This window comes from Chromobacterium haemolyticum, assembly GCF_009936155.1.
Lineage (GTDB): Bacteria > Pseudomonadota > Gammaproteobacteria > Burkholderiales > Chromobacteriaceae > Chromobacterium > Chromobacterium haemolyticum.
The window spans coordinates 1,713,328-1,726,801 of record NZ_AP019312.1; the positions used below are offsets into that span (position 1 = coordinate 1,713,328).

The window sequence follows — 13,474 nt, forward strand, 5'->3', positions numbered from 1 at the left end:
AGGCGACTTGGCTAGACGGTTGACCATTTTCAGGATATTTTCTTATCTATAAAGATAAAAGATAGATTGTCTTGACAATGATTATTTAAACTTCATGTGAACGACATGGCGACAGCGGAAATCAAAGTCTTCTTGGTGGATGACCATCCCACGGTGCTCAGTGGCTTGGAACATGTGTTGAACGGTCAGAGCACTATTCGTGTAGTAGGCAAGGCCAGCAGCGCAACTGCCTTGTGGGAGTTGCTGACCAGCCAGTCTTGCGACGTGCTGGTGTCCGATTATTCCATGCCGGGCTGTGAGTCCGGAGACGGCGCGGCCATGTTCGAACGCCTGCGCCGGCTTTATCCGGAACTGGGCATCGTGGTGCTCACCATGATGGACAACGCCCTGGTGGTGCGCTCGCTGCGCAGCCTGGGCATTCACTGCATCCTGAGCAAATCCGACGCCGTTGATCACCTATTGCCGGCGGTTTACGGCGCCATGGCCAAAACGGCCTACTTCTCGCCGGCGGTGGAGCGTTTGCTGGAGGTCGACCACCTGGCCCAACCCGCCGACAAGCGCGCCTTGACCGCGCGCGAAGCCGAAGTGGTGCGGCTCTTTGTCGCCGGGCTCACCGTCAACGACATCGCCGCCAAACTCAAGCGCAGCAAGCAGACCATCAGCACCCAGAAAGCCAGCGCCATGCGCAAACTGGGCGCGGAGCGCGACGCGGACCTCTTGCTGCTGTACAAGTCCTGATACCTTTTTTTCTCCTGGCGGCCCTTCCTTGGGGCCGCTTCCCCGCCGCGGGTTCCCGCGAATCCTGCCTGTCTGCTAACGCATAGGCCGGTCAGTATAGGGCTCCTCGAATAACCCGAGATTTTCAGTGAACCCGGCAACAACATGATTGCCGCGACCACAATCGGCGCAACTTCCGAGATGAACTGCCATTTTTGGGGGCGCGTTACGTGATTTTTTGCTCGGCTCTCCGCTCAAACCCGGCGATCCAGGCGAGTTCGAGCATCAGAAGGCTTGGATTCCCGCCTTGCGGAGAAATACCAATCGCTTCAGGTTGTAGCAGGTCGCCATCATCGTCAGCGCGAAGTTCGCTCGCGCTTGGCCAATCGTGCGGACTAACTTGCCGCCCATCTGCTCGATCACGGCGAACACATGCTCGACATGAGCACGCACCTTGGCAATGCGCTGGTTACGTCGCTGCTGGCAGTCGGACAGCGGCTTGTTGGTGTCTCCCCGGCGCTGAATCTGGTTCCGGAATCCGTCCTGCGCAAGCTGAGCTTCACGCGCTTCAGACGGGTAGCCGCGGTCGGCGTAAATGTCCCGGCTTGTGTTGCCGGTATCGAAGACGTTGTCGAAATGCTGGCTGTTGTGCGTGCTGGTGGTGTCGGTCGCGAACTTGCGGATCAGTTTGTATTTATTGTCGATGTTCACCGACAGCTTGTAGCCAAAGTAGGATTTGCTGTGCTTCTTGGTCCAGCTTGCATCCTGGTCCTTCTGGCGCCGTTTGGCCGGTTTCCAATCGGCCGGCGTCGCGCCCTGATTGAGCAGTTCTTTCTCGCCGCGACTGTTGTGCTGCTTCGGTGCCGGCACCAGCGTCGCGTCAATGATCTGACCGCCGCGTGCGATATAGCCCTGCTTGAGCAACTGGGCTGACACACCGTCGAACAGCACATGAGCGCCGGTCTCGCCGATCTGGTTCTCGAAGGTCCAGATCGTGGTGCGGTCGGGGATATTAACGGCGTGGCTCAGACCGCAGAAACGCTGGTAACTCATGCGGTCGAGCAGTTGATACTCCATCTGCTCGTCGGACAGGTTGTAAAGCCGCTTGAGTACCAGAATCCGCACCATCGTTTCAGTCGGAAACGGCGGCCGACCGCCCTGCGGGCTGACCGGTCTCGGTGCCACCCGGTCGATCTGAGCAGCTAAAGCAGCAAAGTCGATATGCTGCTCGATCTCGGAGAGCGGATCGCCCAGCCGGTCGATCTTCTGGCGGTGATGTTCGGCGGCGAACAGGTCGTTCTTGATGGCGTTGCGCTGTTTCATCGGGTTCAAGTTCGGCAAGGTTCAGAACAGCGTAATTTTAACAACAGGTGGGCTCGTCTAGGTTTTTCGAGGTGCCCATATGTGTTTTCGTACTGGTCATATGTTTGATATTGAGTTCAATTTGTATAATTTTCATTCTTTATAAACATGAGATATTGAGGACAATTAAATGTTATCTAATTGTATTCGGGTAGTGGTGGTGGCTGGTGTATTTTGTGCGGGGGGTGTGTATGCATCTGGTCTTGGGTCAACACAGTTTGAAGTTAAAGGTGTAATTAAGCCGACGGCTTGCTCTGTGTCATTTTCCAAGGGGGGTGTTTTTGATTATGGTGTGATAGATAATAAAAAGTTGGATGGCACAGATGGTTATCACTATGTTTATGGACCTCAGCAAGACTTTTCCATAGTGTGTGACCAGCCCGCGGGTGTTTCTGTTAAATTTATTGATAATATGCCTGACGCTGTTCGTACCCCAGGGGCTGGGAGTTTTGGGCTTGCCTCTGATTATGGTTCTCCTATTGGGCATCATTATTTTCATGTTGCAAACAGCCGTTTGAAGGTCTTGGGTGACAAAGGTGGTTTGGTGGACGGGGCAGTTCATGGAGTCTCTAGTGATAATAGGGAATGGGTTTCGTTGGGTGGAGGCTATCAAGTTGTTAAAGGTGGTAATTACTATACGGCTATCGATGCAGGCAGTAAAAAAAATATTCCTTTTACAAAACTTGATTCACAGGTGTCCTCCATGCTTGCTATCCATAAGCAGGTAAGTGTGAAGGACGCGTTGGAATTTCAAGGAGTGGTAACTATGGAGTTGTACTATATTTAAGATGAAAGAGGCACTTCATGGTGGTGTGCCTTCTTTGTGTGATGTGCTAAGTTGATGTATATGCCCTCTCCATTTTTTGTGGGGAGGGTTTGAAATTGTAAGGTTATTGTGATGCGCCAGTTTTTTTGGGGATGCTTTTTCGTATTGTTAATGCCTTTTGCTGTTGCTGACGGTATGCTGCCGGAGTCTTCAGTTGTTTTATTAAATGAGGAGGCTGGTGGAGGTGCAATGTTGTTGGAAAATACTAGTCAGCAACCGCTGCTTTTATACTCGAAGGTAGAGAGTTTGCCAGGAGAGAGTAATAAAGAGCCATTAGTCATGTTGATGCCGCCTGTGGCTAGAGTAGAGGCTGGGGAGAAGCAACAGATACGCTTTATGTTGAAGCCTAAGCAGCCGTTACTAACTCAGGGGTTGATGCGAGTGATTTTTGAGGGAATTCCACTAAGACACAAGGGTGAAGGTGCAAAAGTGGATTTTGCTGTCCGCCAGAATTTGCCTTTGGTGATTCACCCTAAAGGCTTGCCAAAAAATCGTGAGCCATGGAAGTTATTAAAGTGGTCCTTGAGTGAAGGCCAGCTGACATTGGCAAACGACAGCCCTTATGTGGTGAGGATGGCTCCGGTCGTGAATCTCCAGCCGCAGGGCACTGCAGTGCAGTTGGAACGCAGCTATGTATTGCCTGGGCAGGTACTATCGTTCCCGGTTACGGGCACCGAGATAAGGACTGAGGCGGTGAGGTTGTACCCGGCAACCTCGTATGGCTTTAGTGTGGACAGCTACGATGCGCCATTGACGGCCAAGGACGGCTAATTGACGGTTTGGCAAGAATCCCCGGCTCACTGTGGGCGTGGGGAGGCATGGGCGTATGCTCTAGGGCCGAAAAGGTGGCGCAAGCGGCCGCTGGCGGCGGCTTTGCTGTTGGCCTTGGGTGCGACGCCGTCACTGGCGCTGGGCGCGGAAGTTGCCGACGAGGCGATGTTCGACGCCGATATCTTGCGCGCGCGTGGCCTGGACCCGGCCTTGGCCGAGTACTTCCGCGGCAAGCCGCGTTTTGCCGAGGGCCGGCAGCAAGTGAGCTTGTCGCGCAATGGCGAGGCCTTGGGCGAGGTGGAGGCGGAGTTCGACGCGCAAGGCCAGCTTTGCTTCAGCCCGGCTTTGCTGGAACAGGCGCGTTTGCAAGGTCCGCCCCCGGATGAGGCGGAGGGCGTCTCCGTGGCGCCGGCCTGCTACGATTTTGTCGGTGCTTGGCCGCAGACCCAGGTGCAGCTGAACCCCAATCTGAACCGAGTGGCGCTGTTGGTGCCCACCGCGGCCATCCTGCCGCAGTCGCAAGAAGAGATTCAGCTGGAAAGCGGCGGCGTCGGCGGCATGCTGAACTACGACCTCAGCGCGAGCAGCTATCAGGGGCTGGGCAGCGGCAGCCGCAGTTTGTCGCTGGACACCGAGGCCGGCCTCAACGTTGGCGACTGGATTGTGCGCAGCCGCCAGTTCTACTACTCCAATAACGGTCAAGGGCAGTTCAGCGATCTGGGCGCTTACGCCCAGCGCTCCTTCGTTTCCCAGCGCGCGCGTCTGCAACTGGGGGTGATCAATGTCGACAGTCCGCTGTTTGCCGCCGGCCAGTTGCTGGGTGCGCAATGGACGCCGGAGAGCGGACTGAAGCAGGGCGGCCCCGGCGCACGGGTGGAGGGCATTGCCAATAGCGTGGCGCGGGTGGAGGTACGGCAGGCGGGGGTATTGATCCATATTGCGCAAGTGCCGGCCGGGCCCTTCTCTTTTGACAACCTTCGCCTCAACAACCGCCATGTCGATCTGGAGGTGACGGTGGCGGAGAGCGATGGCGGCGAGCGGCTCTTCACGGTGCCGGTGGCAAGCTTGGCGCTGGATGCGGCTGCGCCGCTGGGCTATTCGCTGGCTATGGGCCGCTTGCGCGATGTTGCCGACGACGGCGAAGAACCCTTACTGCTGACCGGCTCCGGCAGTTGGGCGTTGGGCGCGCGGGCGCAAGGGACGCTGGGCGCGCTGGGCACGCCGCAATACCAGGCCCTGGGCCTGGGGGTGGATGTCGGCCTGAGCGCCGACACCAGCTTGAGCGCGCGCGGCGTGGCTTCCCATGCGCGGGAAGAGGGCGTGTTCGGCCATCAATCCAACTGGGCGATGAGCACACGGATGAGCGAGGCGATGAGTGCGTCTTTGTCCGCCTCGTTTCAGTCCGAGGGCTACCGCGATCTGGGCGAGGCGACGACGGCCTATGGTCGAGAGCAAGCGGGCCAAGCGCGCAAGCGCCGCACCCGCGCCCAGTATTCCGCCTCTCTGGGCTGGAGCCATCAGCGCGCGGGCAGCTTCCGGCTGTCCTACTCCTCCAGCCGCAGTTTCGACGGGCATGTCAGCAGCCGCTGGCTGGGCAGCTGGGGCAAGTCTTTCAAGTGGATGTCGCTGAATTTGAACGTGGAGAACGGCCGCAACTCCTTTGACGGCCGCCGTTATCAAGCCTGGTATCTGAACTTCAGCCTGCCGCTGGAAAAGCGCCGCATCAACAGCACCGTGCGCAGCAGCGGCGGCGACACCAGCCTGAATACCTCGGTCAGCGAAACCGTCAACGAGTATTGGGGCTATCAGCTGAGCGCGGAACAGAGCCGCCGCGGCACCGGGGTGAGCGCCAATGTCAACGTGCAACCGCGTTACGCCAGTGCCCGGCTGGGCATGGGACAGAACTACGCCGGCCGCCATTTTTCCGCCGGGCTGAGCGGCGGCCTGGCGTTTCACCGCGACGGCGTCACCGCCTCCCCGGCACAGATCCAGGACAGTTTTGGCGTGCTGTCCACCGGCAAGGTGTCCGGGGTGCGGGTCAATACGCCGGGCGGCGCGGTGTGGACCGACGCCGGCGGCCGCGCGGTGATCCCCAATTTGACGGCTTACGACGTCAGCCGCTTGGAAGTGGACGTGAAGAGTTTGCCGCGCACGGTGGAGCTGAAAAACGGCTACAAGGAGCTGAAAGTCAGCCGCGGCGCGGTGCGCCATGTCGAATTCGACGTGTTCCAGACCCGCCGCGTGTTGTTGGAAGTCAAGGACGGCATGGGGCAGCCGCTGAGCGCCGGCGGATCGGTGCTGACGGCGGACAATCGCTTCGTCACCACCGTGGTGGAAGGCGGCAAGGTCTTTCTCGACAATGCCGAGCCGGGACAGGCGCTGACCGTGACCACGGCTAACGGCAACCGTTGTCAGCTGGATTTCGCGCTGCCGGAAACGGTGGACGAGCAGGTGTTTTACGAGCAGCTGGATGCGGTATGTCGGGCGGAAGCGTGAGCGAGGAGCAAGGAATGAAGTCGATGATTAAGCGGGCAACGGCCGGTCTGGCCGGCCTGCTCTTGTGCCAGGCCGTGTTGGCCGACAACTGCGTGATGCGCTTGAGCGGCGAGCAACTGGATTACGGCGTGTTGAACAAGGGCCAGTTTGGGCGATCCCAAGCCGGAATGCAGGCCTTGGGCAAGCGGCGGATGACGCTGAGCATTCAATGCGAGGCGCCAAGCGCCATCCGGCTGCGGCTGGAGGCGGAGCCGGCCGCCAAGGGCATGGCCTTGTGGAATGGCAAGGGCCATTACCGGATGAGCATGGGCGCGGCGCAGCTGGACGGCCAGCCGGTGTTGCTGGCGGCCGCGCGCACCGAGCAGGCGACGTTGGAGCAGGCCGCGGCGGAGGTGGCGATGGACGCTGAGCATAGAATATGGGCGGTGGCGGACGGCAAGCCGGCGCGCGGCAAGCTGTTCACGGCGCAAATCTGGGTGGACGCGCAAGTGGCGACCAATGCGCTGCGCGCGCGCGATGTGGAGCATTTGAACAGCGGCGGGCGCTTGCTGCTGGAGACGGGGGAGCGCTAAGAGCCTGCTCATAGTCTGCTGCGCGTCGGCGATACGGCGTTGAAACCGGCATTCGAAATGCTCATGTCCCCCCCTCGTAGTTATCGCTTGTTTTCGCCTTGTCTTGCCCTTGCTCGCAAGCCTTTGAACAGGCTCTAAGCGCTGCTTTCGCGCGGCGGGGCGGGTATTGAATCCGCGGCTTTTATTGCCGGGGCTGACCTGGCCAAGCAAGACAAGCGCAGCGTCGTGAGGAATAGGGCAGAGAGAGGCACTGCTCCGCCAAGTTCCTCTTCACTCCAAAAACCACCCCTCCTTGACCCTCCCCGCCCCGTCGGCGACAATCCCCGAGCGTCGTTCTCATTAACGGCGCCGGGATTGGCGTCCCGCCCTGTACACAACGGATTCGCACCTTATGGGTGCGGTCCTGCTTTACTATGGCTGTGCCACTTGGCAGGTGCATGGTAGGAGAGTGTCATGCACTCGCCGGTTTGTGTACACGGTAACGCCAATCCTGCCACGCGCCTGCCCAATACCTCGCTTTTCAGGCAGGCGGTTTATCTTGTGTTACAGCAGGAGAAACAGCATGTCCCTTATCCTACCTCGCCGTCGTCGCTACAAACTGGCCGCCATCGAACAGCAGGAAATCCTGCTCCCCTTCGTTCGCTACACCCCGGAGCGCGACTATCCGCATTACTGGCAGATGCCCGAAACCTCCGAGGACTTCGACGCCATGTGCGCCTACGGCCGCGAATGCGCGGCCCATCTACTGCAATGGCTGAAGGACAACCGTTACTACGTTGCGGCCTGTTGGGCCGGGTGGCGCGCGACATCAGCTTTGACGACCGTGAGCAGCGCGGCTACTGGATAGGCTTTTTCAACTATCTGGAGCAAATGCTGTTCTTGGGCGCGCAGCAGGTAAAGGTTTACCGCCACGTGGACAGCCAACATCAAATGCACGCCGGCAAGACCAGGCGCAGGCAGTTGGAGGAGCGTTTTAGCCGCATCGGCCGTTAAAGCAAGGGGCGGCGGCCTTGGCTGGCCGCAGCCCTGCGCATCACAGAGCGGAGCCTTGCGGGGCTCCGCCTCGTCTCCCGGCCCTTCTTGGGCTTGTTTGATTCCCCCTTGGTGCGTGGCTTCCCTTTCCAGTGGAAGTCAGCCGCGGACCCAGCCGGCGGCAATCGGCCATGCAAATAAGAAGCGGTACAGCCGAATGGCCGCTTGTGCAATGGGATCCCCTATTTTGGGCCAGAGCGCGGTCGTCACCGCGCAAACGCCGGCCGCTACGGCTAGCGCGCCCAACATGTCCAGCGGGAAGTGCACGCCTACGAATACGCGCGCCCAGGCGACGGCTATGCCCAGCGCCAGGATGGCGACACCCAGTTTGAGCATGCCGGCAAACAGCAGAGTCAGGCCGATGCAGGTCAAGATGGTCATGTGATTGCTGGGGAAAGAGAAGTCCGGCGCATGATCCGTCCAGAGATGCCCAAGGCCTATCACGAAGGGCCTTGGCTGCGGATATCCTAGGCCGATTAACCCGTTCACCCCTAAAGCCAGCAGGACGACGAGGCATGCCTTGACGGCTTGATGGCGAAGCTTGTCGTCGCCCCACAGCCACAGGGCGACCAAGAGTAGCGGGATGATGTAGATCAGATCGTTAGCGATGACAACGGCCACGCGGATTAGCCAGGCTGGCGTGTTTTCATTTGCGTTCAATAGTAAAAATAGCGTGTGGTTAAGCGTTTCAAGGTGATTCATGGTGGTTTTATCTTACGCGTGATTATCTGGAACGTAGGGAGCCTGGGGACTAGGCGCGGCGGCTATGCGGTGTTGGCGGTTATTGTTAGTCGGCCTGGTTTTGACTGGGAGGATCTGCGTGCGTCGCCGCCGCGCCGCCTGGTTGAGTAAGCGGCAATTCGCATAGGAGCAGAACGGCGTGCACCTTGCGCAGTTCTTCTGCGTGCTCGGCCATGAAGTCCCGTAGGCGCTGCTCGGAGTCCAGCAGCTCCAGGCATTGCGGGTGCCGCATGCCTGTCAGTTCCGGATGGCTGTGCGACAGCCGCTGGCCAGGTAGGTAGCCGGCGCTGACTGGGTGGAGCGTCGCCTGCAGGATCTTCGCCTGTTGGGCGAGGGTCAGTAGGCGGAGAGCAAGAGCCGGCGCGCTCAAGCGATGCCAGAAGCGCGTTGCTTTGGCCTTGGAGGCCATGGGGAAATATAGCCGCAAGGCGACAATGTGCTGTGGGCTGGGGTTTGAGGTCATCGAGCCTGTTCCATAGGGGGTGTTCACGGTCTTGCAAGCCAGAGCGTGGCAGCCTTACGGGCTGTCTGACTGTTTTGCTCCCCGATGTTTCCTCCTTTTCTTTTGTTGGCGCGCGCTGCTCTTCTTTGCGGAGCCGCGCCAGGTCCGAAATGCGCAGCCCCTCGGGGATGGAGCCGCGATATTTGCTGCGGCCCACGCGCTGGGCGTGATAAATGCCGGTATGGCCGGAGAGCAAGTAAGCGGTGATGCAGCCGATGGCGGCTAAAGGTCCGATATCCGCCCCAAATAATTCCATCGCCATCAGCGTGGTGGCGATGGGGGTGTTGGCGGCACCGGAAAACACGGCGACGAAGCCGATGCCGGCGAGCAGGGGAAAAGGCAGATGCAGCAGCGGCGCCAGGGCGTTCCCCAGCGTTGCGCCAATGTAAAACAGCGGGGTGACCTCTCCGCCCTTGAAGCCGGTGCCCAGCGAAACAATCGTAAACACCAGCTTGCCAAAGAAATCCCAGGGGGCCACCGGCTCTTGAAAGGCGCGCACGATGTCGGGAATGCCCAGGCCGATGTAGTGGTAAGCATCAAGCAAGTACACCGCCGAGGCGACGACAATGCCGCCGACAAAGGGACGCAGCGGCGGGTAGGCGATGAAGCGTTTGACCACGGCGCTGAGCGAGTGAGCGCCTGTTGCGAACAGCATCCCCACAAGACCAAACACAATGCCTGCGGCCACCACGGCCAGCACGCTCCAGAAACCAATAGGCACAACCGCGCCTATCGCATAGTGAGTGTGGCGCACCCCCCAGGCGAGGCATACCTGATCGGCGACGACGCCGGCCACAAAGCAAGGAAACAGCGCGTCATACCGCATGCGTCCGATAGCAAGAACTTCAAGCACAAACACAGCGCCCGCCAACGGCGTGCCGAACACGGCGGCGAAGCCGGCGCTCATGCCGGCCATCAACAGAATGCGTCTCTCCTCGGGCTTCATGCGGAACGCGTGAGTCAGCTGATCCGCCAGCGTGGCGCCCATTTGCACGGCGGTGCCCTCGCGGCCAACCGATGCGCCGAACAGATGGGAAATAATGGTGCCGCCCAATACCAGAGGCGCCATCCGTAAGGGAATGACTTTCTTGGGCTCGTGGATTTCGTCAATGATGAGGTTGTTGCCGCCATCGACGGTTTTGCCCAGCCGGTGGTAGATCCAGCCGACACCAAAACCAGCCACTGGCAACAACCAGATGACCCAACGGTGGGCTTCGCGCCAAGCTGTGGCTTGATCGAGAGAGAGTAGAAAAAAAGCCGAGATGCTGCCTGCAAGTAAGGCAATAAGGCTGGCAATCACGAGCCACTTGCCTACGTAGGGCAGTAGTTTAAGTTGTTCGGGGCGGTGTAACGGACGCATTAGTCATGCCTGTATCAAAGGGATTGAGGCTGACCAAGGGGAAAGGTATATGCGCGTGCGCACCCACATTCCCGACCAAGGCCAGGTTTATGTAGGCGTCATCAGCAGCTTATTGCTGCGGTTCAAGTGAGGAGGAACACCATCTCCCAATAGGAGGGGAATATATCGCATCATTTAATTGCAGTCCAGCGGGCTATGAGCGTTTCGGGCCCATGCGGTCAGGGGCGGAGTGATCCCCTCTATTCGGCCAGACGCCTTAGAACCTGTTCATAATCTGCTGCGCTGCGGCGATACGGCGTTGAAAACCGCTTCGAAATGCTCATGTACCACGTGTACATTCCGCTTTCTCAGCCGTTTTCGCCTTGTCTCGCCCTTGCTCGCGAGATTTTGAACAGGCTCTTATAGGGGGCTGCTTTGTTTCCTAGCCGGTGAGGCGGGCCGCGCGGGGTATTTCGTATTGTAGTTGTCCAATACGGACTGTCTAGCCGAGCGGGCCCGCCCATCATGTCGCGCAGCCGCAAGCGTTTAGGGCAGCGAGGCACCGCTTGGTTTGAGAACCTGTTCAAAGCTTTGCTTTTGCCGGGCTGAGCGCAAACACGCTCAAAAACTGTATCAATATGAAATATGCTTTGCCGCCTTAATTTAGTACTGGTCCTATTAAAATTTAGAAAATTAAAGTGTAGCGTTGCGCTTGGCATTATTCATGGCGGTGGGGCATGTCATAAATGATTCCGCATTGTCGCGCCAAGCTCATGGCGGCTTAGAGCCGCTAAGAAAACCTCGCAGAAAACCTGAGCCAAGGCGCGCTGACGCAGGCAGTACAAGTCGTACGACAAGGAGGCGCAACGCAGGATCAGGGGTTTTGTTAGCGGGTATTAAGTGGCGCGGCTTGGAAGTGCGATGCGTTATGGTGGTATGTACATTCCGCTTCCTCCGCCGGTTTAGCCTTTTCTCGCCTTCGCTCGCGAGACTGTAAACACGTTCTTAACGCCACGCTTTAGGCAAAGGTATAGGTATCATGCCGCAGTTATTTCAAGTCTCTGTCGACAACGCTTTACTCAACGCTTGTTCCCAGGAAAACCAGCCTATTCAGCTAAGCATCAGCATTGGAAATCATAAAGTCAGCGACATCACTTTAAGCCAGGGCGATATTGAAAATATTGTTACGCATAGCGCGGCTTTTTCAGTGAATGACCTTAAGGCGGACAATGGGATGACCACCATTGTCTTGCAGCTGTCCTCAGGTTTGTGTGAGCAGGATATCTTGAAGTCCATGCATGCCCCATGGCGCGCCTACTCATTGCCGACAGAAGCGCGTAATACCCCTCAGCACATCATGCTATCTGGAGCCTCTGGAGATCATTGGTAGGTTTGGGTCTGCCAATTCAACAGCCGCCGATCAACATCGGCCTTGGGGGCAAGCCGGCGCGCAGCCAGTTTGAACCTGATGCGGCGTAGCTTGCCGGAAGGCGCTAGCGTATTCGCCGTTAAACCACCTAATTTGGGGCTTTATATGAATATTTTGCTATTGTCGGCATTCCCCGCCGAATCCGCTCATCTGTCGCAGCAATTATCCGCGACGTGGATGCCGGATCCTGTGCTCGGCGCCTTGTCCTGTCGCAGCCTTCAATACAATCTCCACCAGCTTTACCTGGCCGAGACCGGCGTGGGCACGGAAGACGCCGCGTTGACCACGCTGGCGCTACTGCAACAGCGCGATATTGATCTGGTCTTGTTTTTGGGGACTTCCGGCGCGGTGGGGGATGGCTGGGGGATTGGCGATGTCGTTGCCGGCAACAAAGTCGTGCAGATGGATCTTTACGGCATCGACAAGATCCTGAAAGGCACGCCGTTTGAGTCCTGTCTGTTTAACAGCAATACCCATGGCCAGCTGGAAACGGAGTGGGACGCGGACCCCTATTGGCTGGCTAAGTTGAACGCCCTGCCCAAGGTGAAGCAAGGGGTGATCTTTAGCAGCAACCAGTTTCCGGTGCCCGCCGACAAGTTTCCCGCAATGCTGGAACTGGGCCGCGGCGTGATTGAAATGGAGTCCTCCGGCGTGATGCGCGCCGCGCGCCGGGTGGGCTCCACGCCGGTGTTGGTGTTGCGGGCGGTCAGCAATATCATTGACGCCCAAGGCCGGGATAAGGGCACGCCCGAGCATGGCATTGCATTGTGCGCGGAGCGCTTATCCGCCGCCGTGTTGAAGCTGCTGTCCACTATTTGAAGCCTGCCAAGATGCTGTTCAAAGTCACGCTTTGGCTCGCCGGGCTTTGAACAGGCTCTTTAAACCTTCCCTCCCGCTTTCCGCCTGTCCGGGCGGCCGTCTCCGGCTTGACGCTACGCCCCCATCTCAGTACTCTTTGCCTCGCGCTGCGCCAAATAACGCCGCGCCGGGCAGGCAAGCCTATCAATCTCCGTGATCGCAGTCATGTTGCGTCCACTTGGGCGCTGCACGTCTGTTGCCACGCATCTGCATCTGAGCAGGGCGTGGCAGGGAGCCTCTCGGGGCTGCCGGTCGACATCACGGAGAACCGGTCTTGCCACCTTGTCACGCTCCTGCTCGTATCCGAGCAGGCTTCCAAAGCTGACTTGGAGATTGCAATGACTCCACTGTTTTCCCTTCTTCCTTTAGCCAAACCGCCCCCGGTCAACGGGCAAGATCAACTGCGCCTGCTGTCCCAAACCTTGGACGCTTGTGCGCTGGCCTTGAACGGCTTCTCTCTATTGCGTTCCACCTTGGCTGCCATCCAGGCCAAGTCCATTCCCGGCTCCCACCAATATTTATTGGCGCGTCTATCCATCGAAGTGCTGGATGACTATGCCGCCCGCCTGCAACAACTCAGTTCCGCCGTTCAAGACGAGCAGCAGGAAACGGCGCCATTGCTTTTCCATGCAGGCGTCGGCGGGGGCGTGCGCGCCACTTGCCGATAGCAAGGCGATAGCCGCGGTGTCTGTTCGCGGCCTCAGAACCTGTTGACGATCACTGCGCGTCGCGAGACGTGGCACGGTGAGTACCGTTTCGAAATGCTCATGTACCACGCGTACATTCCGCTTTCTCTGCGGTGTTCGCCTTGCCTCGCCTTAGCTCGCGA

General features: G+C 58.5%; 13 protein-coding genes and 1 riboswitch. Of the genes, 10 read left to right on the plus strand and 3 right to left on the minus strand.

Annotated elements, in window-relative coordinates:
- Positions 1-105 precede the first annotated feature (105 nt).
- The gene (locus GYH29_RS07905; protein ID WP_161523485.1) at positions 106-738 is read left to right on the plus strand and encodes a response regulator; all 633 of its coding nucleotides are present in this window, start codon (positions 106-108) and stop codon (positions 736-738) included.
- A 264-nt stretch (positions 739-1,002) separates the two neighbouring features.
- Here the strand turns inward: GYH29_RS07905 and GYH29_RS07910 are convergent, their stop codons facing one another.
- Entirely contained in the window at positions 1,003-2,040 is a 1,038-nt protein-coding gene (locus GYH29_RS07910; RefSeq protein ID WP_161523486.1) for an IS5 family transposase, read from the minus strand.
- A 169-nt stretch (positions 2,041-2,209) separates the two neighbouring features.
- Here GYH29_RS07910 and GYH29_RS07915 point away from each other — a divergent pair, with 169 nt between their 5' ends.
- From GYH29_RS07915 to GYH29_RS25010, 6 genes are all read left to right on the plus strand, one after another.
- Positions 2,210-2,866, plus strand: coding sequence for a DUF1120 domain-containing protein (locus GYH29_RS07915; RefSeq protein WP_161523487.1), 657 nt, complete (start codon positions 2,210-2,212; stop codon positions 2,864-2,866).
- A gap of 111 nt (positions 2,867-2,977) precedes the next feature.
- Positions 2,978-3,676, plus strand: a complete 699-nt coding sequence (locus GYH29_RS07920; RefSeq protein ID WP_198001651.1) for a fimbria/pilus chaperone family protein — start codon at positions 2,978-2,980, stop codon at positions 3,674-3,676.
- 102 nt (positions 3,677-3,778) lie between these two features.
- On the plus strand, positions 3,779-6,172 hold the full coding sequence (locus GYH29_RS07925; RefSeq protein ID WP_161523488.1) for a fimbria/pilus outer membrane usher protein: 2,394 nt from the start codon (positions 3,779-3,781) through the stop codon (positions 6,170-6,172).
- Positions 6,173-6,186: 14 nt separating this feature from the next.
- Positions 6,187-6,744, plus strand: coding sequence for a DUF1120 domain-containing protein (locus GYH29_RS07930; RefSeq protein WP_118266970.1), 558 nt, complete (start codon positions 6,187-6,189; stop codon positions 6,742-6,744).
- 562 nt (positions 6,745-7,306) lie between these two features.
- Positions 7,307-7,591: a hypothetical protein gene (locus GYH29_RS07935; RefSeq protein ID WP_161523489.1), complete on the plus strand. Its 285-nt coding sequence runs from the start codon at positions 7,307-7,309 to the stop codon at positions 7,589-7,591.
- A gap of 23 nt (positions 7,592-7,614) precedes the next feature.
- Complete coding sequence (locus tag GYH29_RS25010) at positions 7,615-7,737, plus strand: hypothetical protein (RefSeq protein WP_269473804.1); 123 nt, start codon at positions 7,615-7,617, stop codon at positions 7,735-7,737.
- 138 nt (positions 7,738-7,875) lie between these two features.
- Here the strand turns inward: GYH29_RS25010 and GYH29_RS07940 are convergent, their stop codons facing one another.
- Together GYH29_RS07940 and GYH29_RS07945 are read right to left on the minus strand one after the other, a co-directional pair.
- Positions 7,876-8,478: a phosphatase PAP2 family protein gene (locus tag GYH29_RS07940; protein WP_043591530.1), complete on the minus strand. Its 603-nt coding sequence runs from the start codon at positions 8,476-8,478 to the stop codon at positions 7,876-7,878.
- 62 nt (positions 8,479-8,540) lie between these two features.
- Complete coding sequence (locus tag GYH29_RS07945; RefSeq protein WP_198001652.1) at positions 8,541-10,379, minus strand: voltage-gated chloride channel family protein; 1,839 nt, start codon at positions 10,377-10,379, stop codon at positions 8,541-8,543.
- Between the two features lie 85 nt (positions 10,380-10,464).
- A riboswitch (Fluoride riboswitch) is annotated at positions 10,465-10,535 on the minus strand.
- 862 nt (positions 10,536-11,397) lie between these two features.
- Between GYH29_RS07945 and GYH29_RS07950 the strand changes: the two genes are divergently transcribed.
- The 3 genes from GYH29_RS07950 to GYH29_RS07960 all read left to right on the plus strand — a co-directional run bounded on the left by GYH29_RS07950 (position 11,398) and on the right by GYH29_RS07960 (position 13,313).
- Positions 11,398-11,748, plus strand: a complete 351-nt coding sequence (locus GYH29_RS07950) for a hypothetical protein (protein ID WP_019104093.1) — start codon at positions 11,398-11,400, stop codon at positions 11,746-11,748.
- Between the two features lie 144 nt (positions 11,749-11,892).
- Entirely contained in the window at positions 11,893-12,606 is a 714-nt protein-coding gene (locus tag GYH29_RS07955) for a 5'-methylthioadenosine/S-adenosylhomocysteine nucleosidase family protein (RefSeq protein ID WP_161523490.1), read from the plus strand.
- Positions 12,607-12,983: 377 nt separating this feature from the next.
- Positions 12,984-13,313, plus strand: coding sequence for a hypothetical protein (locus GYH29_RS07960; RefSeq protein WP_019104091.1), 330 nt, complete (start codon positions 12,984-12,986; stop codon positions 13,311-13,313).
- Positions 13,314-13,474 lie beyond the last annotated feature (161 nt).

Bases quoted from the DNA above. Each gene is read 5' to 3' on its own strand.
- GYH29_RS07905 (WP_161523485.1), top strand. From the start codon at position 106: ATGGCGACAGCGGAAATCAAAGTCTTCTTGGTGGATGACCATCCCACG.
- GYH29_RS07910 (WP_161523486.1), bottom strand. From the start codon at position 2,040: ATGAAACAGCGCAACGCCATCAAGAACGACCTGTTCGCCGCCGAACAT.
- GYH29_RS07915 (WP_161523487.1), top strand. From the start codon at position 2,210: ATGTTATCTAATTGTATTCGGGTAGTGGTGGTGGCTGGTGTATTTTGT.
- GYH29_RS07920 (WP_198001651.1), top strand. From the start codon at position 2,978: ATGCGCCAGTTTTTTTGGGGATGCTTTTTCGTATTGTTAATGCCTTTT.
- GYH29_RS07930 (WP_118266970.1), top strand. From the start codon at position 6,187: ATGAAGTCGATGATTAAGCGGGCAACGGCCGGTCTGGCCGGCCTGCTC.
- GYH29_RS07935 (WP_161523489.1), top strand. From the start codon at position 7,307: ATGTCCCTTATCCTACCTCGCCGTCGTCGCTACAAACTGGCCGCCATC.
- GYH29_RS25010 (WP_269473804.1), top strand. From the start codon at position 7,615: ATGCTGTTCTTGGGCGCGCAGCAGGTAAAGGTTTACCGCCACGTGGAC.
- GYH29_RS07940 (WP_043591530.1), bottom strand. From the start codon at position 8,478: ATGAATCACCTTGAAACGCTTAACCACACGCTATTTTTACTATTGAAC.
- GYH29_RS07945 (WP_198001652.1), bottom strand. From the start codon at position 10,379: ATGCGTCCGTTACACCGCCCCGAACAACTTAAACTACTGCCCTACGTA.
- GYH29_RS07950 (WP_019104093.1), top strand. From the start codon at position 11,398: ATGCCGCAGTTATTTCAAGTCTCTGTCGACAACGCTTTACTCAACGCT.
- GYH29_RS07955 (WP_161523490.1), top strand. From the start codon at position 11,893: ATGAATATTTTGCTATTGTCGGCATTCCCCGCCGAATCCGCTCATCTG.
- GYH29_RS07960 (WP_019104091.1), top strand. From the start codon at position 12,984: ATGACTCCACTGTTTTCCCTTCTTCCTTTAGCCAAACCGCCCCCGGTC.